Origin of the sequence: Cellulomonas algicola, assembly GCF_019024305.1 — a bacterium.
Lineage (GTDB): Bacteria > Actinomycetota > Actinomycetes > Actinomycetales > Cellulomonadaceae > Cellulomonas > Cellulomonas algicola.
Map to the genome: position 1 here is coordinate 95,991 of NZ_JAHKSJ010000002.1, position 22,414 is coordinate 118,404.

Annotated in this window: 19 protein-coding genes and 1 other RNA gene; 9 read left to right on the forward strand and 11 right to left on the reverse strand. The window is 75.3% G+C overall.

Annotation, left to right across the window (positions count from 1 at the left end; all coding sequences use genetic code 11):
* Window positions 1-40: 40 nt before the first annotated feature.
* The gene (locus KOV94_RS00500; RefSeq protein WP_218050923.1) at window positions 41-3,823 is read right to left on the reverse strand and encodes a glycosyltransferase; all 3,783 of its coding nucleotides are present in this window, start codon (window positions 3,821-3,823) and stop codon (window positions 41-43) included.
* A gap of 13 nt (window positions 3,824-3,836) precedes the next feature.
* Complete coding sequence (gene sthA, locus KOV94_RS00505; protein WP_218050924.1) at window positions 3,837-5,309, reverse strand: Si-specific NAD(P)(+) transhydrogenase; 1,473 nt, start codon at window positions 5,307-5,309, stop codon at window positions 3,837-3,839.
* Between the two features lie 75 nt (window positions 5,310-5,384).
* Here sthA and KOV94_RS00510 point away from each other — a divergent pair, with 75 nt between their 5' ends.
* Both KOV94_RS00510 and ffs read left to right on the forward strand, forming a co-directional pair.
* Window positions 5,385-6,107 (forward strand): AAA family ATPase, encoded by a 723-nt coding sequence (locus KOV94_RS00510; RefSeq protein ID WP_218050925.1) that lies wholly within the window; start codon window positions 5,385-5,387, stop codon window positions 6,105-6,107.
* 80 nt (window positions 6,108-6,187) lie between these two features.
* Window positions 6,188-6,284: signal recognition particle sRNA small type (ffs, locus tag KOV94_RS00515), an RNA gene on the forward strand.
* A 23-nt stretch (window positions 6,285-6,307) separates the two neighbouring features.
* Here ffs and KOV94_RS20880 read toward each other — a convergent pair.
* Both KOV94_RS20880 and KOV94_RS00520 read right to left on the reverse strand, forming a co-directional pair.
* Complete coding sequence (locus KOV94_RS20880; protein WP_255490122.1) at window positions 6,308-6,439, reverse strand: hypothetical protein; 132 nt, start codon at window positions 6,437-6,439, stop codon at window positions 6,308-6,310.
* Between the two features lie 113 nt (window positions 6,440-6,552).
* Entirely contained in the window at window positions 6,553-7,008 is a 456-nt protein-coding gene (locus KOV94_RS00520; protein ID WP_200829759.1) for an Lrp/AsnC family transcriptional regulator, read from the reverse strand.
* Window positions 7,009-7,080: 72 nt separating this feature from the next.
* On the opposite strand from KOV94_RS00520, the gene KOV94_RS00525 reads away from it, so the two are divergent.
* The 5 genes from KOV94_RS00525 to KOV94_RS00545 all read left to right on the forward strand — a co-directional run bounded on the left by KOV94_RS00525 (window position 7,081) and on the right by KOV94_RS00545 (window position 12,579).
* Window positions 7,081-7,905: a LysE family transporter gene (locus KOV94_RS00525; protein WP_218050926.1), complete on the forward strand. Its 825-nt coding sequence runs from the start codon at window positions 7,081-7,083 to the stop codon at window positions 7,903-7,905.
* Between the two features lie 97 nt (window positions 7,906-8,002).
* On the forward strand, window positions 8,003-10,912 hold the full coding sequence (locus tag KOV94_RS00530; RefSeq protein ID WP_308160296.1) for a DNA polymerase III subunit gamma and tau: 2,910 nt from the start codon (window positions 8,003-8,005) through the stop codon (window positions 10,910-10,912).
* The gene (locus KOV94_RS00535) at window positions 10,909-11,391 is read left to right on the forward strand and encodes a VOC family protein (RefSeq protein WP_218050927.1); all 483 of its coding nucleotides are present in this window, start codon (window positions 10,909-10,911) and stop codon (window positions 11,389-11,391) included. The genes KOV94_RS00530 and KOV94_RS00535 overlap by 4 nt, the downstream gene beginning before the upstream one ends.
* Window positions 11,364-11,963 carry a recombination mediator RecR gene (gene recR, locus KOV94_RS00540; RefSeq protein ID WP_124341671.1) on the forward strand — a complete coding sequence of 200 codons (600 nt, stop codon included), beginning with the start codon at window positions 11,364-11,366 and terminating at the stop codon, window positions 11,961-11,963. Before KOV94_RS00535 ends, recR begins: the two co-directional genes overlap by 28 nt.
* 37 nt (window positions 11,964-12,000) lie before the next feature.
* A complete protein-coding gene (locus tag KOV94_RS00545; protein ID WP_168677595.1) occupies window positions 12,001-12,579 on the forward strand; it encodes a DUF5063 domain-containing protein in 579 nt (192 codons plus the stop codon).
* A gap of 51 nt (window positions 12,580-12,630) precedes the next feature.
* Here KOV94_RS00545 and KOV94_RS00550 read toward each other — a convergent pair whose 3' ends face one another.
* The 4 genes from KOV94_RS00550 to KOV94_RS00565 form a co-directional block, all read right to left on the reverse strand.
* Window positions 12,631-12,777, reverse strand: a complete 147-nt coding sequence (locus tag KOV94_RS00550) for a hypothetical protein (RefSeq protein ID WP_160142820.1) — start codon at window positions 12,775-12,777, stop codon at window positions 12,631-12,633.
* Window positions 12,778-12,801: 24 nt separating this feature from the next.
* The gene (locus tag KOV94_RS00555) at window positions 12,802-13,923 is read right to left on the reverse strand and encodes an ABC transporter permease (protein WP_218050928.1); all 1,122 of its coding nucleotides are present in this window, start codon (window positions 13,921-13,923) and stop codon (window positions 12,802-12,804) included.
* A complete protein-coding gene (locus KOV94_RS00560; protein WP_218050929.1) occupies window positions 13,920-14,960 on the reverse strand; it encodes an ABC transporter ATP-binding protein in 1,041 nt (346 codons plus the stop codon). Before KOV94_RS00560 ends, KOV94_RS00555 begins: the two co-directional genes overlap by 4 nt.
* Window positions 14,961-15,174: 214 nt before the next feature.
* The gene (locus tag KOV94_RS00565; RefSeq protein WP_218050930.1) at window positions 15,175-16,467 is read right to left on the reverse strand and encodes a cellulose-binding domain-containing protein; all 1,293 of its coding nucleotides are present in this window, start codon (window positions 16,465-16,467) and stop codon (window positions 15,175-15,177) included.
* Window positions 16,468-16,870: 403 nt separating this feature from the next.
* On the opposite strand from KOV94_RS00565, the gene KOV94_RS00570 reads away from it, so the two are divergent.
* Entirely contained in the window at window positions 16,871-18,154 is a 1,284-nt protein-coding gene (locus tag KOV94_RS00570; protein ID WP_124341676.1) for an aspartate kinase, read from the forward strand.
* The gene (locus KOV94_RS00575) at window positions 18,151-19,209 is read left to right on the forward strand and encodes an aspartate-semialdehyde dehydrogenase (RefSeq protein ID WP_218050931.1); all 1,059 of its coding nucleotides are present in this window, start codon (window positions 18,151-18,153) and stop codon (window positions 19,207-19,209) included. The genes KOV94_RS00570 and KOV94_RS00575 overlap by 4 nt, the downstream gene beginning before the upstream one ends.
* A gap of 227 nt (window positions 19,210-19,436) precedes the next feature.
* Here the strand turns inward: KOV94_RS00575 and KOV94_RS00580 are convergent, their stop codons facing one another.
* From KOV94_RS00580 to KOV94_RS00590, 3 genes are read right to left on the reverse strand one after another with little or no spacing between them, the layout of a single operon-like run.
* Window positions 19,437-19,850, reverse strand: a complete 414-nt coding sequence (locus KOV94_RS00580) for a PIN domain-containing protein (RefSeq protein ID WP_218050932.1) — start codon at window positions 19,848-19,850, stop codon at window positions 19,437-19,439.
* Window positions 19,847-20,080 (reverse strand): FitA-like ribbon-helix-helix domain-containing protein, encoded by a 234-nt coding sequence (locus KOV94_RS00585; RefSeq protein ID WP_218050933.1) that lies wholly within the window; start codon window positions 20,078-20,080, stop codon window positions 19,847-19,849. The genes KOV94_RS00580 and KOV94_RS00585 overlap by 4 nt, the downstream gene beginning before the upstream one ends.
* Before the next feature lie 43 nt (window positions 20,081-20,123).
* Window positions 20,124-22,373, reverse strand: a complete 2,250-nt coding sequence (locus tag KOV94_RS00590) for an LLM class flavin-dependent oxidoreductase (RefSeq protein ID WP_218050934.1) — start codon at window positions 22,371-22,373, stop codon at window positions 20,124-20,126.
* Between the last annotated feature and the right edge of the window lie 41 nt (window positions 22,374-22,414).

Here is a 22,414-nt window from a genome sequence, read left to right on the forward strand (position 1 = left end):
CGACCGACGACGTCACGACCGACGACGTCCCGCGCGCGGCTCAGGGTCGGTCGAACGCCGTGTGCACCGACGGCCGCAGCCACGACGGCAGGACCGCCCGGGCGCGCAGCGCGGCCTGCACGAGCTCGGGCCGCTCGAGCGCCCGCAGACGTCGACGTCGTCGCGCGCTCGGCCGCCCGTACGCCGCGACCTGCGCGGCGGTCCCCGCGATCGCGCGGGCCGCGTCGAGGTCCCCTGACCGCAGGGCGGTCACGTAGTCGTCGAGGGTGATCTGGAACAGGCGCGGCACGACGAGGTCGCGCACGTAGTACCGCTGCATGCGGACGTCGTCGGGCGTGGTGCGCGCGAGCTTGTCGAGGAAGGCGACGCGGCTGGCACGGAACCGCTCGCCCGCCGACGTGCTCGTCGCGTGCACGCGGAACCGGGTGAGCGACTCGCGGACGAACTCCGCGTGCCAGCCCGCGCGGAACATGCGGATGAACAGGTCGTCGTCCTCGTACCCGACGAGCTGCGGGTCGAACCCGCCGACCTCGCGGTAGGCGTCGGCGCGCAGCACGGACGCGGACGGCACGACCATGAGGTCGGACGCGAGCAGCTCGAGCAGCGTGCGGTGCGGGTGCGGCAGCTGGTACGTGCGGATGTACGAGCGCGTGACGGTCCCGCCCTCGCCGTCGATCTCGTCGAAGTCGCTGTACGACCACGCGACGTGCTGGGACCGCTCGAACGGCCGCACGAGCCGGGCCAGGTGCTGCGGGTACCAGGTGTCGTCCTGGTCGAGGAACGCGAGCAGGTCGCCGCGCGCGGCGGCGGCCGCGGTGTTGCGGGCGGCGGACTGCCCGGCGTTGTCCTGCCGCAGGACGCGGATCGGCACGGGCGAGTCGAACGCGGCGGCGAGCGCGCCGCCTCCGTCGGTCGAGCCGTCGTCGACGACGAGGACCTCGACGGGCAGCAGGGTCTGCGCAGCGATCGACCGCAGCGCGTCCTGGACGTACCCGGCGCCCTGGTAGAGCGGGAGGATCGCGGTCACGGCGGCCGACCGCGGGTGCGCGGTCGCGGCCCCCGGACGGGCGTCGGCGAGCGCCGCCCGCGCGGCGACCGGCGCGGCTGTCCCGGGGACGAAGGCGACCGGCGCGGGTGTCCCGGGAGCGACGACGTCCGGCGACGCGGGGGTCCGCGACGCGTCGGCGTCGGCCCGCGCGGTGGTCCCGACGGGAGGCGCCGCCGGCGCGAGCCCGTCGACGGGGTAGCGACGGGCGACTTCGGCGCTGTCCGCCGCGTCGACGGGCCAGCTCACGGGACTGGCGGGCGGGCCGACCTTCTCGGCGACCACCCACGCCCCGGACTCGCTGGCGACCGCGGGCATGAGGTACGCGTGCTCGCGCCACTGCGCCGACGGCGTCACCGTCACGCCCCCGGCCATGCCCGTCCGCAGCGTGCGGAAGCCCGTGGCAGGCCCGAACAGCTGGCGCAGGCCCGCGTCGGAGAGCCGCCAGAAGTCGTTCGGCTGGGCGTGCGTCGGCCAGGTCCACGGGACGACGTGGCACGTGAGCCCGCCGGGCGCGAGCACCTTGCCGATCTCGGCGGCGACGAGCCACGGCGCGGCGACGTGCTCGAGCAGGCTCCGCGACACCACGACGGCGTACTCGCCGGCGGGCACCGCCGTGGACAGCGCGTGCACGTCCGCGACGACGTCGACGCCCGGACCCGCGTGGATGTCGAGGTGCCGGACGACGCGTCCCGCGAAGGGCGCCTCGAGCCGCGCGTACTCGTCGGGCCGGTCGGTGCGCGAGCCCAGCCAGAGGACGGGCCCGGGTGGTGCGGCGGCGGCGAGCTCGGCCAGGAGCTCCTCCTCCTCGAGCTCCGGGACGTCCTCGTGCCGCGGGAGCGGGTGGTCCGGCAGGTCGAGCGGGACGCGGTGGTCGCCGCGCGCGGTGTGCACGACGAGCGTGACCTCGCCGTGCGGGGTGCCCGGCACGTACGCCGCGAACCCGGTGTCGACCACGTGCGGGTCGCCGGGCCAGAACGCCGCCAGGTCGGGGCGGGGGCGCCGCGCGGCACGGACCGAGGTGCCGCCGACCTCGACGGACACGCCGCTCGCGGGCTCGGGCGCGGTGTGCGCCCAGCCCTCGAGGTACACGCCCGACGCGTCGCACCAGTACACGTCGAGGCCGTGGTGCACGGGCGCCTCGACGGGTCGCAGCGGTGCGACGTCCTCGACGGCGCCCTGGGCGGCGGCGAGCGTGACGTGCTCCCGCGCGACGACGGCCAGCGCCTGCGCGTGCGCGTCGTCCGGGTGCTCGCCGGCGGCGTCGGCGGCGGTCGTGAACCACAGGCGCGCGGTGCGCGGGTCGCCGGTGTTGAGCGCGCGCATCCCGAGCGACAGCAGCGCGTCGAGCGCGGACGTCGACCAGCGGCCGTCGCCGCGGGCCAGGCGAGGTGCGGCGTCCGCGACGGGTCCGACGAGCGGGCCGGCGTCGTCGTAGCGGCCGCGCGCGACGAGCTCGACGAGGACGTGGCAGCGGCGGCCGGCCACGCGGTCGCGTCCGTCGGGCGTGGACGTGTCCAGGTGCTCGGGCAGCTCGAGCGCGAGCGCGGCCGCGTCGGCGGGCCGGGTGCGGGCCAGGGCGACCGCGCGGTGCACGGCGGCCTCGAAGCGGACGTCGAGCGCGTCGAGGTCCGTCGGGTGCGTGCCGATCCACGCGATCGCGGCCTGCTGCGCGAGCGCGAGGTACCGCTCGGCGGCGGTGACGTCGTCGCGCGAGAGGAGGCACGTCATGCCGATCGCGTGCGCCGCGCCCGGCAGCGCCCACGACGCGTCCGCCCCCGCGTGCAGCGCCGCGAGCGCGGCGTCGGGGTCGTCGAGGTCGACGCCGTGCCGGGCGCGGACCGCCTCGACCATGCGCGGGATCGCCTTCTCGGCCTCCGCGAACGCGCCCCGGGCGACGAGCGAGCGCACGAGCCGCGTCGCCGTGCCGACGGCGAGCGCGCCGGACGGGTCCGACTCGGCGGCGCGGTGCGCGTAGTAGTCCTCGAGCACGGCGGGCGGCAGGTGCCGGTCCCAGTGCGGCGCGGGCGCGGAGGTGTCGTCGGTCGCGAACGCGACGAGGGTGAGGCCCTCGCGGCGGACCTCGGCGACCGCGAACCCGGCCTCCCGCAGCAGGTCGCGCAGGCCGTCGCGCGTCGCGAGGACGGTGTGCAGGCCGGCGCTCAGGGCGGCGACGACCTCCGGCTCGGGGGACTCGGGCGTGACGTGCTCGGCGGCCGGAGTGGTGAGCAGCACGATCCCCGTCGGGCCCGCGTGGCGGCGCAGCACGCGCGCGAAGTCGAGCGGTGCGGGGACGTGCTCGATGACCTCGCTCGCCAGGATGAGGTCGAACGTGCCGCCGAGGTCCGACTCCGTCGTCAGGAAGTCGTGGACGATCGGCACGCCCAGTTCAGCCGCGCCCCGGACCGCCGCGTACGACGGGTCGATGCCCAGCACCTCCCACCCGTGCGCGAACCGGGCGAGGTCGAGCGCGAAGCCGTAGTTGCAGCCGACGTCGAGGAACCGCCGCACACGTGCGGGGTCGACCGCCGCGAGCGCCGTCGCGATCGTGCCGACACCGGCGCCGCCCTCGACGTACTCGTCGACCTGCACGTCGTCGGAGCCGGACGCCCCCGCGACGGGCAGCAGGTCGAGCGCGCCGCACGTCGCGCAGCGCACGCCGTGGATCTCGGCCCCGTCGGGTCCGGCCGTCGTGACGACGCCGTCGGCCGTGCCGCGCGTCCCGCAGATGCGGCAGTCGAGGTCCCGAGCGGGCCCTCCCCACGTGAGCCCCGCCACCGGTCCTCCTCCGTCACACCTCGCTGAACCGTGCCACCGCGCGGATCTTGTTCGTGGCGTCCAGGGCCGCGACCTTGTACGCCTCGGACAGGGTCGGGTAGTTGAGCACGGTGTCCACGAGGTAGTCCACGTCGCCGCCGCACGCCATGATCGCCTGGCCGATGTGCACGAGGTCGGTCGCCGACGTCCCGAAGATGTGCACACCGAGCAGCTCCCGCGTCTCCGTGTGCACGAGCAGCTTGAGCATCCCGTAGGAGTCGCCGACGATCTGGCCGCGTGCGAGCTCACGGTAACGCGCGATCCCGACCTCGTAGGGGACCGCGTCCGCGGTGAGCTGGTCCTCCGTCCGCCCGCAGTACGAGATCTCCGGGATGGTGTAGATCCCGATGGGCTGGACGGCCGCGAGCTCCCGCGCGGGCTCGTCGAACGCGCGGTACGCGGCGAGCCGGCCCTGGTCCATGGACGTGGCCGCGAGCGCGGGGAAGCCGATGACGTCGCCGACGGCGAAGACGTGCGGCACGGCGGTCCGGTAGTCCTCGTCGACGACGATCCGCCCGCGCTTGTCCGCCTGCAGCCCGGCGGCCTCGAGGTTCAGCCCGGCCGTCTGCCCCTGCCGGCCCGCGGAGTACATGACGGTGTCGGCGGCGATCTTCTTGCCCGACGCGAGCCGCGTCACCGTGCCGCGCGAGCCGGTGTCGACGCCCGCGACCTCCTCACCGAGCCGGAACGACACCGACAGGTCGCGCAGGTGGAACTTCAGGGACTCGACGACCTCGGGGTCGCACATCTCCAGCATCGTCGGGCGCTTGTCGATGATCGTCACGCGGGTCCCGAGCGCGGCGAACATGGACGCGTACTCGATGCCGATGATCCCGGCGCCGACGACGACCATCGACCCCGGCACCCGGTCGAGCGCGAGCACGCCGTCGGAGTCGACGACGGTCCGCTCGTCGAACTGCACGGTGTCGGGACGGTGCGGACGGGACCCGGTCGCGATGACGACGAACCGCCCCGAGATCCGGGTGCGCCGCCCGTCGTCGTCGGTGATCTCGACGGTGTGCGGGTCGACGAACGCCGCGCGGCCCGCGTGCAGGTCGACGTGGTTGCGCAGCAGCTGCGCACGCACGACCTCGATCTCGCGACCGATGACGTGCTGCGTGCGCGCGAACAGGTCCTCGATCGTGATGTCGCTCTTCACGCGGTAGCTCGCGCCGTACATGTCACGCTGCGCCATTCCCGTCAGGTAGAGGACGGCCTCCCGCAGCGTCTTCGACGGGATCGTGCCGGTGTTGACGGAGACGCCGCCCATCATGTGCCGCCGCTCGACGACCGCGACGCGGTGCCCGAGCTTCGCCGCGGCGATCGCCGCCTTCTGGCCGCCCGGCCCGGAGCCGATGACGACGAGGTCGTAGTCGTACCGCTCGGTCCCCGGCGCAGGTGCCGCAGGGGGCTCGGCCACCGGTCCCGGGATGCCGTCGCTGCTCACCCCTCCGAGTGTGGCCCGGTCGACCGTCCCGCACACCCGCTGGACGCGCGCCCGGCCGCCCGGTACACCTGCGGCGTGAGCCTCGACCGTCCGCTGCCCGTGCGACGCGTGCAGCCGTCGGGCGCGCCCGACGAGGAGGACGCGCCCTGGTACGCCCGCATCCCCGCCGTGCGGCAGGTCATGGAGGAGGGCTGGGACCTCGACCCCGTGACGATCCTGGTCGGGGAGAACGGCGCCGGGAAGTCGACGCTCGTCGAGGCGCTCGCCCTCAGCCGCGACATGGGACCCGAGGGCGGCTCGATCGGGTCCGCGCACTCGACGCGCCCGACGGAGGCCGAGCTGCGGTTCCGGCTCGTGCGCGACGTCGGGGCCGGGCGGTTCGGCTTCTTCCTGCGCGCCGAGACGATGCACTCCTTCTACACGTACCTCGAGGAGAACCCGGGCATGCGCCCGGAGCCGCGGTTCCACGAGATGTCGCACGGCGAGTCGTTCCTGTCGCTCGTCGGCGACCGCATGTTCAAGCCGGGGCTGTACCTGCTCGACGAGCCCGAGGCGGCGCTGTCGTTCACCGGCTGCCTCGCGCTGCTCGCGCACCTGCACGACCTCGTCCGGTCGCCCGGGTCGCAGGTCGTCCTGTCGACGCACTCGCCGATCCTCGCGGCGCTGCCCGGCGCGACGGTCTGGGAGGTCGGCGAGTGGGGGATGCGGCGGTGCGACTGGGACGACCTCGACCTCGTCCAGCGGTGGCGCGGGTTCCTCGACGACCCGCACCGCTACCTGCGGCACGTCCTGGACTGACGGCCGTCGCCGCGCGCGTGTCCGGGCCGTGCGCCGCTCGGCCGTGCGTGAGGGCGTCCCCACGTCCGTTAGGCTGGTGGGCAGACCCCTCGTGCGGCGTCATCTCGCTGAACCCCCCCAGGGCCGGAAGGCAGCAAGGGCAGGTGAGCTCTGGCGGGTGTGCGAGGGGTCCTTCACGTCCCGGGCGGGATCCGGGAGGATCACGCCTCGGGCGACGAGCGCTCCCGTCGCGTCCACTGCGCGAGGTAGGAGCCCGCGGCGGCGACCACGACGAGCGCGAGGACGAACCCCGCGGCGCCCAGCACCAGGACGGTGGTGTGCCAGAACGTCATCTCCTGCTGCCTCTCGCGCGTCGTGAGCCGTCGTCGAACCTATCGACGGGCGCGCGCCGCCCGACAGGGACCGACGTCCCGCGGGTGGGGTGAACCGTCGCGACGACGGCGCGTCAGGCGGGCTCGGGGTCGCGCAGGGCGAGGCGCGTGAACGTCTGCGCGGCGCCCGCCTCACGCTTGAGCCGGCGGACGAGGCGGTCGAGCGACGCGGGGTCCGCGACGAGCGCGTGCAGCAGGTAGTCGTACGAGCCGGTCACGTGCACCGCGTCGAGGACCTGCGGGAAGCCGGGCGCGCGTCGCAGCGCCGCCTGGAAGTCCTCGTTGGTCGTCTCCGGCGCCAGGCGCACCTCGATGAACACCTCGAGCCCGCCGACGGGCGCTCCCGCAGGTGCGCGGCCGGTGACGATCGTGAAGCCGCGGATCGTGCCGTCGTCCACCAGGCGGCGCACGCGTGCCGCCGCGGCGTTCGCGGAGAGGCCCACGCGCGCGCCGAGCTCGCGGAACGGCAACCGCGCATCCGCGGTCAGCTCTCGAAGGATCGCGTCGTCGATGACGTCCACGGCGCACATTCTCGCAGTCCGACGACGACTTGCGCAGCGGACCGTCGACGCGCGCCGCACGACGGGACGATCCTGGTCGGCGTGGACGTGACCTCCGCCCTGCTGCTCGGCGCGCTCGCCGGGCTCGCCGTCGCCGTGCCGGTCGGGCCGATCGGGGTGCTGCTGCTGCGCGAGGGCGTCGTGCACGGGACGCGCGTCGCGATCGGCGCCGGGCTCGGCGTGGCGACCGTCGACCTGCTGTACGCGACCGTCGCCGTCGCCGCGGGGGCACCCGTCGGACGGGTCGTCGCCCAGCACGAGCACGTCGTGCGGTGGGTGGCCGCCGCGGTGCTCGTCGTCGTCGCCGTGCTCGCGCTCCGCGCGTGGTGGCGTGACCGCGCGAGCACCTCGCACGCGACCGTCCCGGCCGCGCCGCGCGAGACGGGGGCGTCCGAGCCGGCCGTGCCCGGCCAGACAGGCGTGGCCGTCGCGGCCGTGCCCGTGGAGCCGCGCGCCGCGACGCCCGCGGTCGACGTCGACCCGCCCGGGCCCGGCGGCGGAAGAACCGTCGCCGACGGCGGGCCGGGGGCGGCGACGGTGCCCCGGGCGTGGGTGACGCGACCGACCCCGGCGGCCGCGTACGTGCGGTTCGTCGGGCTGACGATCGTGAACCCCGCGACGCTGCTGATCTTCGCGACGGTCGCGGTCGGGCTCGCGGTGCGGCTCGGCGCGGACGGGTCGTCGGTGCTCGTCGCGGGCGCACTGTTCGTGGCGGGTGCGGGCCTCGCGTCGGCGGCCTGGCAGTCGGTCCTCGGCGTGGTGTCGGGTGCGCTCGGGCGGGTCGTCGGGGAGCGCGGGCGGTCGTGGGCGTCGCCCGTCGGCGCCGTCGTCGTGCTCGTGCTCGCGGGCGTCGTGCTGCTCGGCTGACCGGGCCGTCCGCGGCACGTCGCCGGCGTCGCCGCGCGTCCGTGCAGGCCGGGGACGGACGCTCCCGCGCGTGGGTGGGGGCGTCTAGGGTTCTCGCGTGACGACAGCCCTGTACCGCCGCTACCGGCCCGAGAACTTCGCCGAGGTCATCGGTCAGGACCACGTCACCGCACCCCTGCGGCAGGCGCTGCGCAGCGGCCAGGTCAACCACGCGTACCTGTTCAGCGGCCCGCGCGGATGCGGCAAGACGACGTCGGCCCGCATCCTCGCGCGCATCCTCAACTGCGAGGCGAACACCGAGGCCAGCCCGACGGACACCCCGTGCGGCACGTGCCCGTCGTGCGTCGAGCTCGCGCGCGGCGGCTCGGGCAGCCTCGACGTCGTCGAGATCGACGCGGCCAGCCACGGCGGCGTCGACGACGCCCGCGAGCTCCGCGAGCGTGCGACGTTCGCCCCGGCCCGCGACCGGTTCAAGGTGTTCATCCTCGACGAGGCCCACATGGTCACGCCGCAGGGCTTCAACGCGCTGCTCAAGATCGTCGAGGAGCCCCCGCCGCACATCAAGTTCATCTTCGCGACGACCGAGCCCGACAAGGTCATCGGCACGATCCGTTCGCGCACGCACCACTACCCGTTCCGGCTCGTCCCGCCGGACGTGCTCGTGCCCTACCTCGAGCAGCTCTGCGCCAGCGAGGGCGTGCCCGTCGGGTCGGGCGTGCTGCCCCTCGTCGTGCGCGCGGGCGGCGGCTCGGTCCGCGACACCCTCTCCGTGCTCGACCAGCTCATCGCCGGCTCGGGCGAGGGCGGCCTCGACTACGACGACGCGGCCGCGCTGCTCGGCTACACCCCGGCCGCGCTGCTCGACGACCTCGTCGAGGCGATCTCCGCGCGTGACGGCGGGTCCGCGTTCCGTGTCGTCGAGCGCGTCATCACGACCGGCCACGAGCCCCGACGCTTCGTCGAGGACCTGCTCGAGCGCCTGCGCGACCTCATCGTCATCGCCGCGTCCGGCGACGCCGCCGCTGCCGCGCTGCGGGACGTGCCCGCCGACCAGCTCGCCCGCATGCGCCTGCAGGCCCAGCACCTCGGCGCGTCCGAGCTCTCCCGGTCCGCCGACCTCGCGAACGCCGCCCTCACCGAGATGACGGGCGCGACGTCGCCGCGCCTCCACCTCGAGCTCCTCATGGCGCGCCTGCTGCTGCCCGCCGCCGACGACACCCGGTCCGGCCTCGGCGCGCGCCTCGACCGCCTCGAGCGTGGCCTGCCCGCCGACGGCGCCGCCTTCGCCTCGGCGCGCCTGGTCGGCCCGGGCGACGCGGAGGCTCCCGCGGCGCCGGTCGCGCGCCCCGACGACATGCCCGTGCCCGCCGTCGGCGGCGCCCGTGGCGCCGCCGCGGTCCGGGAGGCGCTCGCCAACCGCGGCGCCGCCGTGCCCGCGTCGACGCCCGGTCGCCAGGCCGAGCAGCCCGCACCCGCCGCTGCGGCCGCGACTGCGTCGTCGGCCGATCACCCAGCCGAGCCGGCCGTGTCCGCCGCCGCGTCGCCGGCTGGTCACCAGGCCGCGCCGGCCGGTACGACCCCGTCGGACGGTGCCTCCGCTGCGCAGGACGCGGGCACCTCGGACGCGGACGACGCATGGCCCCCGGTGAAGGCGCCGGCGTCGCCCGCGGACGCAGGTGGTGCGCGCACGGCCGGGGACGACTCGACCGCACCTGCCGCGGGCGAACGGCGGGGCTCTGTCGACGCGGCCACACCCCCCGTCGAGGCGACCGTTCCCGACGACCGGACCGCCGTCGACGCGGGCGCGACCGAGCCCAGCGACGTGACCGCCGTCGACGCGGACGCACACGCGACCGCCGTCGACCCGGACGCACACGCGACCGCCGTCGACGCGGACGCGCACGCGTCCGCTGAGCGGCCTGCCGAGACGGGCGGTCCGGCGGGCGCTCGCGAGATGGCTGCGGACGCGGGCCGACCTCACGGGGACGCGTCTGCGGATCGGTCGGCCACCGAGGCGGAGGCGGTCGCGGACCGGGGCGAGTCCGTCGCGCCCGGCCAGTCACCCGCACCGGCGCCTACGCCCGCACCGGCGCCGGCACCGGAACCCGCACCCGCGAGCCTCGCGCCGGCGACCGCCGCGGCCGGCGGGTCGCGGGACACCGAGGTGCTGCGTCGGCGCTGGCCCGAGGTGCTCGAGACCGTCAAGGGACTGCGCCGCGTGACGTGGGCGCTCGTCGACCCGCGCAACGCGCAGGTCGCCGAGCTCGACGCGACGACGCTGCGCCTGTCGTTCACGACCCCGCAGCTCGCGGCGACGTTCCGCAACGGCGCGCACGCCGACGTGGTCGCCCGCGCGGTGCGCGAGACGCTCGGCTTCGACGTCCGTGTCGAGGGGATCCTCGGCGAGCCCGGGGCCGGGCCGGGAAGCGGTGGCGGACGTCCGTCCGGCGCCGGGCCGTCGGCGGCACCGTCCTCAGGTCCCGCACCCTCGGGCGGATCGCCGGCTCAGGAGACGCACCGCGGTGCGACGTCCGGCGCGACCTCTGCCCCTCGCGCGGCCGCCCCGACGGGTCCCGGCGGCGTGGACGGCGGGTCGGCGTCGGGTGACGCCCAGGGCGGCCCGTCGGCCGGCGCTGGTGCGGCCGGCGTGGCGACGGCGGTCGCGGCACCGCCCGCTCCCGTCCCGGTGCCGCGCGGTGTCGTGAGCGCCGCGGAGGCCGCGGCCTCGTGGGACGACGACGCGCCGCTCCCGGAGCCCCCGGACGACGACCCGGGCGAGCCCGGGCTGCCCGAATCTCCGCCGGACGTGGCCCCGTCGGCGCGTGAGCGCGGGATGGCGGCGGCGGCGCGCGAGTCGGCGGCCCGGTCGGCCGCGCGGCACGAGGTCGACGAGCCGTCGCCGGACGACCCGGACATCACGTCGTCGTCGCTGGTCGGCGCGCCGCTGGTCGCGCAGCTGCTGGGCGGGACCGTCATCGACGAGCAGTTCGACGACCCCCAGGGGTGAGCGCGCGCGGGTCGCTGCACCATGTCGAGGTCTGGTGCCGCGACGTGGCGTCGTCGGGCCCGTCGTGGGACTGGCTGCTCGGCGCGATGGGGTTCGTGCCGCGCGACACGTGGCGTGACGGCCGGAGCTGGACCGCGCCGGACGGTTCGTACGTCGTGCTGGAGTCGGGGCCGGACGTCGTGGCAGCGGCGCACGAGCGTCGCCGGCCGGGCGTCAACCACCTGGCGTTCCACGGCGGCTCGCGCGCCGACGTCGACCGGCTCGTGGCGGCTGCACCGTCGCACGGCTGGACGCTCCTGTTCGCCGACCGGCACCCGTTCGCCGGCGGTCCGGCGCACTACGCGGCGTACCTGGAGGACCGCGACGGGTTCGAGGTGGAGGTCGTGGCGCGCGGCGACGCGCGACCTGCGGCACCACCGGGGCGCGCCCGCCACACCGTAGGCTGGGCCGCGTGTACGAGGGCGCGGTCCAGGACCTGATCGACGAGCTCGGGCGGCTGCCCGGCGTCGGTCCCAAGAGCGCTCAGCGCATCGCGTTCCACATCCTCGCGGCGGACCCGGCCGACGTGCGCCGGCTGTCGGACGCGCTCGTCGAGGTCAAGCGCCGGGTCCGGTTCTGCGAGATCTGCGGCAACGTCGCGCAGGAGGACCAGTGCCGCATCTGCCGTGACCCGCGCCGCTCGCCGACGACGCTGTGCGTGGTCGAGGAGCCGAAGGACGTCGTCGCGATCGAGCGGACCCGCGAGTTCCGCGGGAAGTACCACGTGCTCGGCGGCGCCATCAACCCGATCGCGGGGGTCGGCCCGGACGACCTGCGCATCGCGCAGCTCATGACGCGGCTGGCCGACGGCACGGTGACCGAGGTGATCCTCGCGACGGACCCGAACGTCGAGGGCGAGGCGACCGCGACGTACCTGGCGCGCCTGCTGGTCCCGATGGGGCTCACGGTGAGCCGGCTCGCGTCGGGCCTGCCGGTCGGCGGCGACCTGGAGTACGCGGACGAGGTCACGCTCGGCCGGGCGTTCGAGGGACGACGGCGCATCAGCGCCTGACGTGGCCCGGCGACGGGACGCGAGGACGGGGGAAGTGATGGACACCGTGAAGGCGACGACGGCGGACGCCGACCTGCTGGAGCTGGCGCGCGCGGTCGCGGACGAGTCCCGCAGCTACCTGACGACGGTCACGGAGGTCGCGGCGGGCACGACGCCCGAGGCGACGCTGCCGCTGCTGCTGCTCGCGGTGTCGGACGTGCTCGCGGTGGGTGCGCGGCTGGGCGCGACGACGGACGTCGTGCCGGCGGAGCGCTTCGAGCCGGACCGCGGCCCCGACCCGGACGTGGACCCGCTGCGCGCTGCGCTCGCGAACGTGTTCGAGGGCATCGACGAGTACGCCGAGGTCGTCGACCCGCTCGTGACACCCGAGCTCGAGCAGTCGTCGGTGTCGGGCGACCTGGTCGCGATCGCGCAGGCGCTCGCGCAGGGGCTGCGGCACTACGAGGCGGGCTCGGTCACCGAGGCGCTCTGGTGGTGGCAGTTCTCGTACCTGTCGGACTGGGGCGAGCGCGCGTCGGGCCTGCTGCGCGTCATCCAGACGATGCTCGCGCACCTGCGTCTGGACGTCGACGACGACGTCGCCGCCGAGGCGGAGTACGACGCCCTCCAGTCCTGACGCTCAGGTCGCCCCGCTCCGGGCTGGCGGTCGTCAGGCGACTGGTGGTCGTCAGGCGACCTCGACGCGCCTCCCCGTGCCCATGTCCGCCTCGTCGTCGGTGACGCGTGCGTACACGCCGTCGGGCACGCCGGGGTGGCGGGCGACGGTGCCCGCGACCGCGACCAGGGTCGCCTCGTCGTCCCCGGTGACGAGCACGGGTGATCCTCCGGTCGGGGGGGGTCAGGCGACGCGGGTGCCGCGGGCCAGGCGGTGCTGCGGGACGCGTAGGCGGCGGACGGCGACGACGAAGCCGGCGGCGCCGAGCAGCACGTGCAGCGCGAGGCCGAACGGCCACACGGGTGCGGTGTTGTGGCTGGCGGTCGAGTCGGCCGGGCTGGCGTCGTCGATCCAGCACCAGTCCTCGACGGGCGGCGGCCCGTCGCGGAGGTCGCGGACGCCTTCGCGGATCGCACCGAGCGGCTCGGACGGCGGCACGGCCGTGTCCGTCGTCGCGGGGACGGCGTCGGCGACGATCACGAACGGGTTCGCGCCGAGCAGCCACCACGTCCGCTCGGTGTGCATGACCTCGGACCGCTGCGTGAACTCCTCGCACTCCATGAGCGAGGACGTGACCTCCTGCGGCGGCACCCCGTAGACGCGCACGTCCTCGGTGGTCGTGACCACGGGCAGCGTGAGCCCGAACAGCATCGGCGTGAAGACGGTGAGCGCGGCGACGGTGACGAACGTGAGGACGGTCGACCCGGCGGTGCGCGACACGAGCGCCGACCAGCCGAGGCCCATCCCGCAGACGGTCGCGAGCAGCAGCGCGACGAGCAGCAGCCCGCCGAGCAGGGACGTCGGGGGAGTGTCGCCGAGGAACAGCGTGAGCACGAGGAACGGGATGCTCGCGACGAGGAACGCGCACGCGGCGGCCCACGCGGCGAGCAGCTTGCCGGCGGCGATCTCGGCGGGCGTCAGGAGCGTGACCTGCAGCGTCGCGAGCGTCCCGGCGGCACGGTCGCCGTTGATCGCGGTGGACGTGAGCGTCGGCGTGACGAGCAGCCCGAGCCCGAGGACGAGCATCGTGACCGCGCCGAACGCGATCGCACCGCGCTGCAGGCCTTCCTCGTCCATCGTCCCGATCGCTCCCGTGATCAGCAGCGTCAGCGCGCCGACGACGAGGAACCAGACGACGAGCGCGACGACCCACCGGGTCGACCTGACCCGCTGGCGCAGCTCGAGCGCGGCGACGGTCCGCACGCCGTGCCACGTGAGTCCCCAGGTCGCGGAGCGGGGCCCCGACGGCACGGGCGGCGGGGTGGTGTCGGCGGCGTCGTCGAGGTCGACGGGGGTGACGCTCATCGGCGCTCCTCCTCGAGGTCCAGGTAGGCCTGCTCGAGCCGGCCGACGACGGGCGCGTACGACGCGACGTCGACCCCCGCGGAGACGGCGGCACGCAGGACGCGGGCGGCGTCGGCGTCGTCGGTCACGTCGACCAGGACGCCCGCGGGCCGGTCGGGCGCGGTCTCGACCGTCGGGCCGTCGGGGCGCCACACGACGCCGGCGGTCGCGAGCCACGCGGCGAGCGGGCCGGCCGCGAGGGCCTTGAGGTGGAACGTGCGCGTGGTCGTCGCGGTGGCGTCGGCGGACCACGAGTCGACGACCGTGCGGCCCTTCGACAGGAAGACCGCGTCGTCGGCCATCTCCTCGAGCTCCGAGAGCACGTGGCTCGACACGAGCACCGTGCGGCCCTCGTCGGCGAGGCGTCGCAGCAGCAGCCGCAGGTCGACGCGCGAGCGCGGGTCGAGGCCGCTCGCGGGCTCGTCGAGCAGCAGGACCTGCGGGTCGTGCACGAGCGCCCGCGCGAGGCCGAGGCGCTGCTTCTGCCCGCGGGACAGGACGCTCGCGGGCCGGTCGGCGAACTCCGACAGGTGCACGGTCGCGAGCAGGTCGGTGACGCGCGCGTCGGCCTGCGCCTTCGGCAGCCGGTAGGCCGCCGCGAACGTGCCGAGGACCTCGCGCGCGGTCAGGGAGTCCCACGTGCCGAACGCGTCGGGCATCCAGCCGGTGCGGGCGCGTGCGCCGGGTCCGTCGGCGACGGGGTCGTGCCCGGCGACGAGCACGCGCCCCTCGTCGGGCACGAGCAGGCCGGCCAGGACGAGCAGCAGGGTGGTCTTGCCGGAGCCGTTCGGGCCGACCAGCGCGGTGACCGCACCGGCTCGGGCCCGCAGGTCGACGCCGTCGAGCGCCTGCACGGTCCCGAACGCACGCCGCAGACCCTCGACGACGATCCCGTCGGTGCCCGCCGGGGGCGGCGTCGAGGCCGGGGCCGGTGCGCCCGCGGGCGGTGGGGGCGGCGGACCGTCCGCGGGGGTGTCGTCGTCGACCGCGCTCGTCATGCGGACACCGTAGGACCGGCCCTCGACGACGCGAGGCCGTTCGGGTGGAGGAACGGTGCAGGTCGTCGACCGTCACCCGGACGCCCGCCGACCTGGACCGCCGGGGCGGCCCTCGTCGACGCCACGCGCGGGACGACCCCGCCCTGACGCCCGCTGCCTCGTCCGCGGCGGTCGTCACGACGGGGTCGTCGTCCCCCTCCGTGCGTGGGGGGTCTCAGCAGCCCAGGCGGGAGCCCGCGACGGCCACGTCGTCGAACCACAGCGTGTCCGCGCCCTCGCCGTAGCTCTCCCAGCCGAGCCGCAGGTCCGTCGGGCGGGGTGCCCAGGCCGTCCGGTACCACTGCCCGTCGACGTCGTGCGTCGGCGTGCCGTCCGCCGTCAGCCCGGTCACCGCGGTGCCGTCGAGCCATGTCGCGAGCCGTCCGGCGCGGTCGACCTGCACCTCGACGCAGTGCCACGACGACGTCGGCAGCGGCCGGCTCAGCGCGACGCCGTTGGGCGACTGCTCGGGCAGCGTCGCGTCGTCGGACGCCCGGTTCCACTGCAGCGCGCCGTTCTGGCCGCCCATGCGCAGGTCGCGGTTGCCGTCGCCCGCGTCGCGCATCGCGAGGAACGTCGTGTGCGACGTCGGCAGGGCCGTCGTGTGCCGCACCCAGTACCGCAGCCACACCTGCGACAGCCCGCTGAGGTCCGCCGCCGCCCTCGCGAAGACGTGGTTGCAGTAGCCCGCGGCGCCGACGACCTTGAGCGACCGGCTGCCCGAGTGCGCGATCGACGAGTCCACCTCGACGCGGCCCTGGCCCGAGCAGTCGGGCGTGACGACGCTCCACGATCCCGACGGCGTCGTCGACGTCTGCGACTCGAGGCCGTCGCAGAACACCGCGCTGCCGCAGCCGACAGCGGTCGGGGTGGGCGTCGGCGTCGGCTCGACGGTGGGCGTGGGGGTCGGGGTCGGCTCGACGGTCGGCGTGGGGGTCGGGGTCGGCTCGACCGTCGGCGTCGGCGTCGGCGTCGGAGTGACGGTCGGCGTCGGGGTCACGGTCGGCGTGGGGGTGACGGTGGGCGTCGGCGGTGTCGTCGGACGCCCGTCGCACGGGATGCCGTTGACGGCGAAGTCGGTCGGTGCCGTGTTCGCACCCGACCAGGACCCCTGCAGGCCGAACGACGCGGTGCCGCCCGACGGGACGTTGCCGTTCCAGGCCGCGTTGCGCGCGGTGACGCGGCTGCCCTCGGACGTCACGGTGGCGTTCCACGCCGACGTCACCTGCTGGGCACCCGGCCACGTCCACGTGAGGGTCCACGACGTCAGGGGCGTGCCGGTCGTGAGCCGGACGTCGGCTGTGAACCCGCCGGGCCACGTGTTGTTCGTCCAGGTGACGGCGCACGCGGCGACCGCCCCCGACGCGCGCGACGCCTGCGCGACGAGCGTCCCGACGACCGCGAGCAGCACGACGACGAGCGCGGCGAGCACCAGCCGGCCCCGGCCGTGCACGACTGCGATGGACATGTCCGGTCCTCTCCGACGCCGCCCTGCGGCGGCCGCCGCGTCGTCGCGTCGACCGTGGCGCGCGACCGTCCGCGGCGCCCCCTGCTGCGTCGCCGGGAAGCCTCCCGCGCCCCGCGCCCCGCCCGTCACCCCCTCAAACGCTTCACCTCGCCCGGGCCCGGATGTTCGATACCCGCGACCGGCCCGCGTAGCGCGAGCCGCACGCCCTCCGCGGCTGCCGTCGCGTGGAAGCTCTGTTGCACCCTGCGCGACAGAACCTCCACGCGAGCGTGTCGACGTCGTGCGCGCCGAGGGGTGGAACGGGTTTGCCGCGGGACCGGCCGCGTGTCTACGCTCCGGCGAACCCCAGGAACCCGGCGGGCCGTTGAGAGAGACGGAGGCCGGCGACAGATGGAGCAGGCACGTGGCACTTGTCGTGCAGAAGTTCGGCGGATCGTCCGTAGCGGACGCCGCCAGCATCAAGAGGGTCGCCAAGCGGATCGCGGCGGCCAAGCGAGCGGGTGACGACATCGTCGTCGTGGTCTCGGCCATGGGCGACACGACGGACGAGCTCATCGACCTCGCCCAGCAGATCACCCCGCTGCCCCCGTCGCGGGAGATGGACATCCTCCTCACCGCGGGTGAGCGCATCTCGATGTCGCTGCTCGCGATGGCGATCAACAACCTCGGCGTGAAGGCCAAGTCGTTCACCGGCCAGCAGGCGGGCGTCATCACGGACGCCGTGCACGGCCGGGCGCGCATCGTCGACGTCGTCCCGCACCGCATCCGGGAGACGATCGAGCGCGGCCAGGTCGCGATCGTCGCGGGCTTCCAGGGCGTCACGTCCGACACGAACGACGTCACGACGCTCGGTCGCGGCGGCTCGGACACCACGGCCGTCGCGCTCGCGGCGGGCCTCGGCGCCGACGTCTGCGAGATCTACACCGACGTCGACGGCGTCTTCTCGGCGGACCCGCGCATCGTCCCCGCAGCGCGCAAGCTCGACCGCGTCTCCTACGACGAGATGCTCGAGCTCGCCGCCAGCGGCGCGAAGGTCCTCGTCCTGCGGTGCGTCGAGTACGCGCGCCGGTACGGCGTCCCGGTGCACGTCCGTTCGTCCTTCTCGACCCACACCGGCACGCTCGTGACGAACGAGCCGGCGCCTGACAGCCCCGAGGGAGCAGCAGTGGAACAGCCGATCATCGCGGGCGTCGCGCACGACCGCTCCGAGGCCAAGATCACCGTCGTCGGCGTGCCCGACGTGCCCGGCAAGGCCGCCCGGATCTTCCAGGTCGTCGCCGGGTCCGGCGTGAACATCGACATGATCGTCCAGAACGTGTCCGTCGCCGCGACGGGCCTCACGGACATCTCGTTCACGCTGCCCGCGTCCGACGGAGCGACCGCGACCGCCGCGCTGTCCGAGCACCAGCCCGACATCGGCTTCACGTCGCTGCAGTACGACGACACGATCGGCAAGCTCTCGCTCATCGGCGCGGGCATGAAGTCGCACCCCGGCGTCTCCGCGAAGCTGTTCGCGGCCCTGTCGGACGCCGGCATCAACATCGAGATGATCTCGACCTCGGAGATCCGGATCTCCGTGGTCACGCGGGCCGACAGCCTGGACGACGCGGTGCGCGCGGTCCACACGGCGTTCGACCTGGACGCGGACCAGCAGGAGGCAGTCGTGTACGGAGGGACGGGACGATGAGCGGGCTCACCGTGGCGGTGGTCGGGGCGACCGGCCAGGTCGGGAGCGTCCTGCGGCGCCTGCTCGACGAGCGGGACTTCCCCGTCGGGACGATCCGCTACTTCGCGTCGGCGCGCTCCGCCGGCACGACGCTGCCGTGGCGCGGCGCCGACGTGGTGGTCGAGGACGTGGCCGTCGCCGACCTGTCCGGCATCGACATCGCGATCTTCTCCGCCGGCGGCGGCACGTCGAAGGAGCACGCACCACGGTTCGCGGCGGCCGGTGCGGTCGTCATCGACAACTCGTCCGCGTGGCGTCGGGACCCCGAGGTGCCGCTGGTCGTGTCCGAGGTCAACCCGGGCGCGCTCGACGACACCGTCAAGGGCATCATCGCCAACCCGAACTGCACCACGATGGCCGCGATGCCGGTCATCAAGGTGCTGCACGAGGAGGCCGGCCTGCGCCGCCTGGTCGTCTCGACCTACCAGGCCGTGTCCGGTGCGGGTCTCGCGGGCGTCGCCGAGCTGGCGGGGCAGATCCGGGCGGCGGCGTCGCAGGACATCGCGGCGCTGACGCACGACGGCTCGGCCGTCGAGTTCCCGGCGGCGGAGAAGTTCCCGCGGACGATCGCGTTCGACGTCATCCCGCTGGCCGGCTCGATCCAGGACGACGGCTCGTACGAGACCGACGAGGAGCAGAAGCTCCGCCACGAGTCCCGCAAGATCCTCGGCATCCCCGACCTGCTGGTGTCGGGCACGTGCGTGCGCGTCCCGGTGTTCACGGGCCACTCCCTGTCGATCAACGCGGAGTTCGAGCGGCCGCTCACGCCCGAGCGCGCCCGCGAGCTCCTGGCGTCCGCGCCCGGGGTCCAGCTCGACGACGTCCCGACGCCGCTCGCCGCCGCGGGCGCCGACCCGAGCCTGGTCGGCCGCATCCGCCAGGACGAGGGCGCTCCGGAGGGTCGCGGCCTGGCCCTGTTCGTCAGCAACGACAACCTCCGCAAGGGCGCCGCGCTCAACGCCGTCCAGATCGCGGAGCTGGTGGCGGCCCGTCTGACGGCGACCACCCCCGCCTGACCTGTGGGTCCGACGGCCACCCGGCCGCCGACCACAACATGGCGCGCGCTTCGGACCCCCGGACCGCGCGCCATGTTGTGTTTGTGCCCGCGTCTCGCCGGCGACCCGGGCATGGTCACCGCTCCGCCTGTCGGAGCGGTACCGAGACCCGGGTCGGCGGTCGCCGGCGGCGTCGGGCGGGTGACGGCCCCAGGTCATGTGCGTCGCCGAGCGCGAGGTGAGGCCTGTCAGGGTGTCCAGGGGTCGACGAGCGGGACGTCGAGGCCGACGAAGTCGCCGGTGTTGCGGGTCGCCAGCGTCGCGCCGTGCACGGCGGTGACGGCGGCGATCATCCCGTCCTCGACGCTCAGCGGCCTTCCGTCGACCCGGCGGCGCTCCCGCAGGACGGCGTAGCGGCGCGCAGCCGCGGCGTCGTACGCCAGGACGCCGGACGCGTGCGTGGCCAGCAGGGCCTCGATGGCGGCGGCCAGCCCGGTCCGGCGACGGCCCTCCGGAAGATGTCCGACGCCGACGACCAGCTCGCCGACGCTCACCGCGGTGATCGCCACGGGCTCGTCGACGGCGGCCAGCCACGCGAGGACGCGCTCGTCCGGCGCGGCTCGCAGCGGCTCGGACAGGACGTTCGTGTCGAGGACGATCACGTGACGTCGACGTCGACGTCGCGCGGCGCGCTGCGCTCGGGCAGAGGCAGGTCGTCGCCGCGGAAGCCCTCGGACATGCGCAGCCAGTCGCTCGCGAGGTCGTCGGACGCCACGGCGGCGCTCAGGATGGCGCGCGCCTCGGCCTCCATCGAGCGGCCGTTGCGGGCCGCGCGCAGCTTCAGCCGCTTCTGCACCTCGGGGTCGAGGTGTCGCACGGTGACGGTCGACATGGTCGGCCCTTCCGACAGCTGCTAGCAATGCTAGCGACGGCGGTCAGCCCGCGGGGTCGATGGGGAAGTTCTGGTCGAAGACGTGGTCCGGGTCGTACGTGCGCTTGAGCGCGCGGAGGCGGTCGAGGGTCGCGGGCGGGAACGCGTCGAGCAGGCGCTCGGGGCGCGGGTCGGTCTCGAAGGACAGGTAGAGGCCGTCCATGTGCGGGTAGGCGAGGCGGTCCCACGCGTCGTCGAGGCCGCTGCGGTCGAGGCGTCCGGCGAACGACGTCACCGAGAACTCCTGCGCACGGTGGGCGTAGGCGGTCGCGGACGCGTCGACGTCGTGCACCGCACCTCCGGTCGCGCGGAGCTGGAGGAGCGACGCCTCGCCGCTCAGCAGCAGGTCGCCGAGCGCCGCCCCCGCCGCGTCGGTCATCCGGGGGAGCAGTCCGGAGCGTGACACGGGCGGGGCGCCGCCGTCGTGGTGCTTGGACACCGGGCCGATGATCCCCGCGTACGGCGTGACCTGGGCGCGCTGCTGGAGGACGGGCGCGACGTCGAGCATGGGCTCCAGGACCTCCACCGCAGCCGCCGTGTCGGACGACGCCCACACCGTCATGGCCTGCGCCATCGGCCCGCGGTCGCGGCCACCCGCGGACAGGTGGAGGAACGACGTGAGCTCGCGCGGCGCGTCCTGCACCAGTGCGCCCCAGCGGGACACGAGCGCGGCCGGGTCGGTCGCGTCGAAGACCATCTGCGCGAACACCACGTCGGGCACCTCCGACGCCTCGATCTCGACCGCCGTCACGACGCCGAGGTTGCCGCCCGCGCCGCGCAGGCCCCAGAAGAGATCCGGTTCGGCAGAAGCAGACACGACGTGCACCGACCCGTCGGCCAGCACCACCTCGTACGCGAGGACGTGGTCGATCGTCAGCCCGTGCAGCCGCCCGAGCAGCCCGATGCCGCCGGTCGTCGCGAGCCCACCGACGCCCACGCCGCCGTAGTCGCCCGACGAGATGGCCCACCCGCGGCGCGCGATGGCCGACGCGACGGCTCCCCACGTGGCCCCGGCGCCGACCCGCACCCGCCGCGTCGCCTCGTCGAGCACCTCGACGGACGCGAGCCGCGACAGGTCGAGCACCACGCCGCCGTCGTTGGTCGACCGCCCGGAGATGCCGTGGCCCCCGGACCGCACGGCGAGCGGCCCGCGCTGCCCCCGCGCGTACGCCAACGCCGATGCGACCTCCGCGGTCGTCGACGGCCGCAGGACCAGGCCTGGCGCACCCCGGCGCATGTACGTCGACCGCACCTCGGCGTACCGGCGGTCGCCGGGCTCGACGGCCTCGACCCCCGCGGGCACCGCGTCGTAGTCGATCCCGTCGACGCGCTTCGCGAGCGCGGCGGCCGACCGGACGGGCCCGGTCACCGTGCCGGCGACCCCGCGCTCGGCGGCCACCCGCTCACGTACCGCGGGAGCGACCTCGGTGCCGAACGTCTCGATGACGGACGGGTCGTCGGTGCCGAGGATGAACGTCCCGACCCCGTCGTCGACCGCGAGCGCGACCAGCGCGTCGACCCACGCGGACGTCGACCCGGTGAGCGACCCGGAGCCGGGGGACAGGTTGAGCAGCCGCCGGATCTCGCGCGGGTCCCGCCCGGCCGCGACGGCGCCGGCGTCGATCGACGCGTTCCCCCGCGCCAGGTCGCCGGGCTCCATGTACCCCTCGGACGGCAGCCACCCGTCGGCCTTCTCGGCGACGAGCCGCAGCATGCGCGGCTTGTACGCGCCGAGCCAGATCCCGGCGTCGTGCACGGGCGCCGGCCCGCGCTTGGCGCCGTCGACGGAGTGGTACGTCCCGCCGGCGCGCAGGGGGGACCGCGACGACGTGTCCCACAGTCCGCGGATCACGTCGATCGCCTCGGACAGCGCGTCGACGCCCTGGCCCGGCGTGAGGCGCGGCACGCCCATCCCGACCATCGCGTCCCAGAACGCCCCGGCGCCGAGCCCGAGCTCGGCGCGACCGCCGGACAGCAGGTCGAGCGACGCGACGGCACGCGCGAGCACGGCGGGCTGCCGCAGCGGCAGGTTGAGCACGTTGCCCGCGAGGTGCACGCGCATGGTCCGGGCGGCGACGTAGGAGAGCAGCGTCCAGGTGTCGAGGAAGCGCGGCTGGTACGGGTGGTCCTGGAACGTCACGAGGTCGAGCCCGACCTCCTCGGTGAGCACGGCGAGCGAGACCGGGACCTGGGGGTCGGCGTTCGTCGGGGTGATGAAGGTGCCGAAGGTGAGCTCGTGGCCGTAGTCGGGCATGGGTCCTCGTCGTCGTCGGTCACGCGACGCCGGGACGCCGG

What these genes read in the sequence shown, in the direction of transcription:
- KOV94_RS00565 (WP_218050930.1), bottom strand. Translation starts at nt 16,467, where the DNA reads ATGTCCATCGCAGTCGTGCACGGCCGGGGCCGGCTGGTGCTCGCCGCG.
- KOV94_RS00555 (WP_218050928.1), bottom strand. Translation starts at nt 13,923, where the DNA reads ATGAGCGTCACCCCCGTCGACCTCGACGACGCCGCCGACACCACCCCG.
- KOV94_RS00585 (WP_218050933.1), bottom strand. Translation starts at nt 20,080, where the DNA reads ATGTCGACCGTCACCGTGCGACACCTCGACCCCGAGGTGCAGAAGCGG.
- KOV94_RS00575 (WP_218050931.1), top strand. Translation starts at nt 18,151, where the DNA reads ATGAGCGGGCTCACCGTGGCGGTGGTCGGGGCGACCGGCCAGGTCGGG.
- KOV94_RS20880 (WP_255490122.1), bottom strand. Translation starts at nt 6,439, where the DNA reads ATGACGTTCTGGCACACCACCGTCCTGGTGCTGGGCGCCGCGGGGTTC.
- KOV94_RS00545 (WP_168677595.1), top strand. Translation starts at nt 12,001, where the DNA reads ATGGACACCGTGAAGGCGACGACGGCGGACGCCGACCTGCTGGAGCTG.
- KOV94_RS00560 (WP_218050929.1), bottom strand. Translation starts at nt 14,960, where the DNA reads ATGACGAGCGCGGTCGACGACGACACCCCCGCGGACGGTCCGCCGCCC.
- KOV94_RS00520 (WP_200829759.1), bottom strand. Translation starts at nt 7,008, where the DNA reads ATGTGCGCCGTGGACGTCATCGACGACGCGATCCTTCGAGAGCTGACC.
- KOV94_RS00590 (WP_218050934.1), bottom strand. Translation starts at nt 22,373, where the DNA reads ATGCCCGACTACGGCCACGAGCTCACCTTCGGCACCTTCATCACCCCG.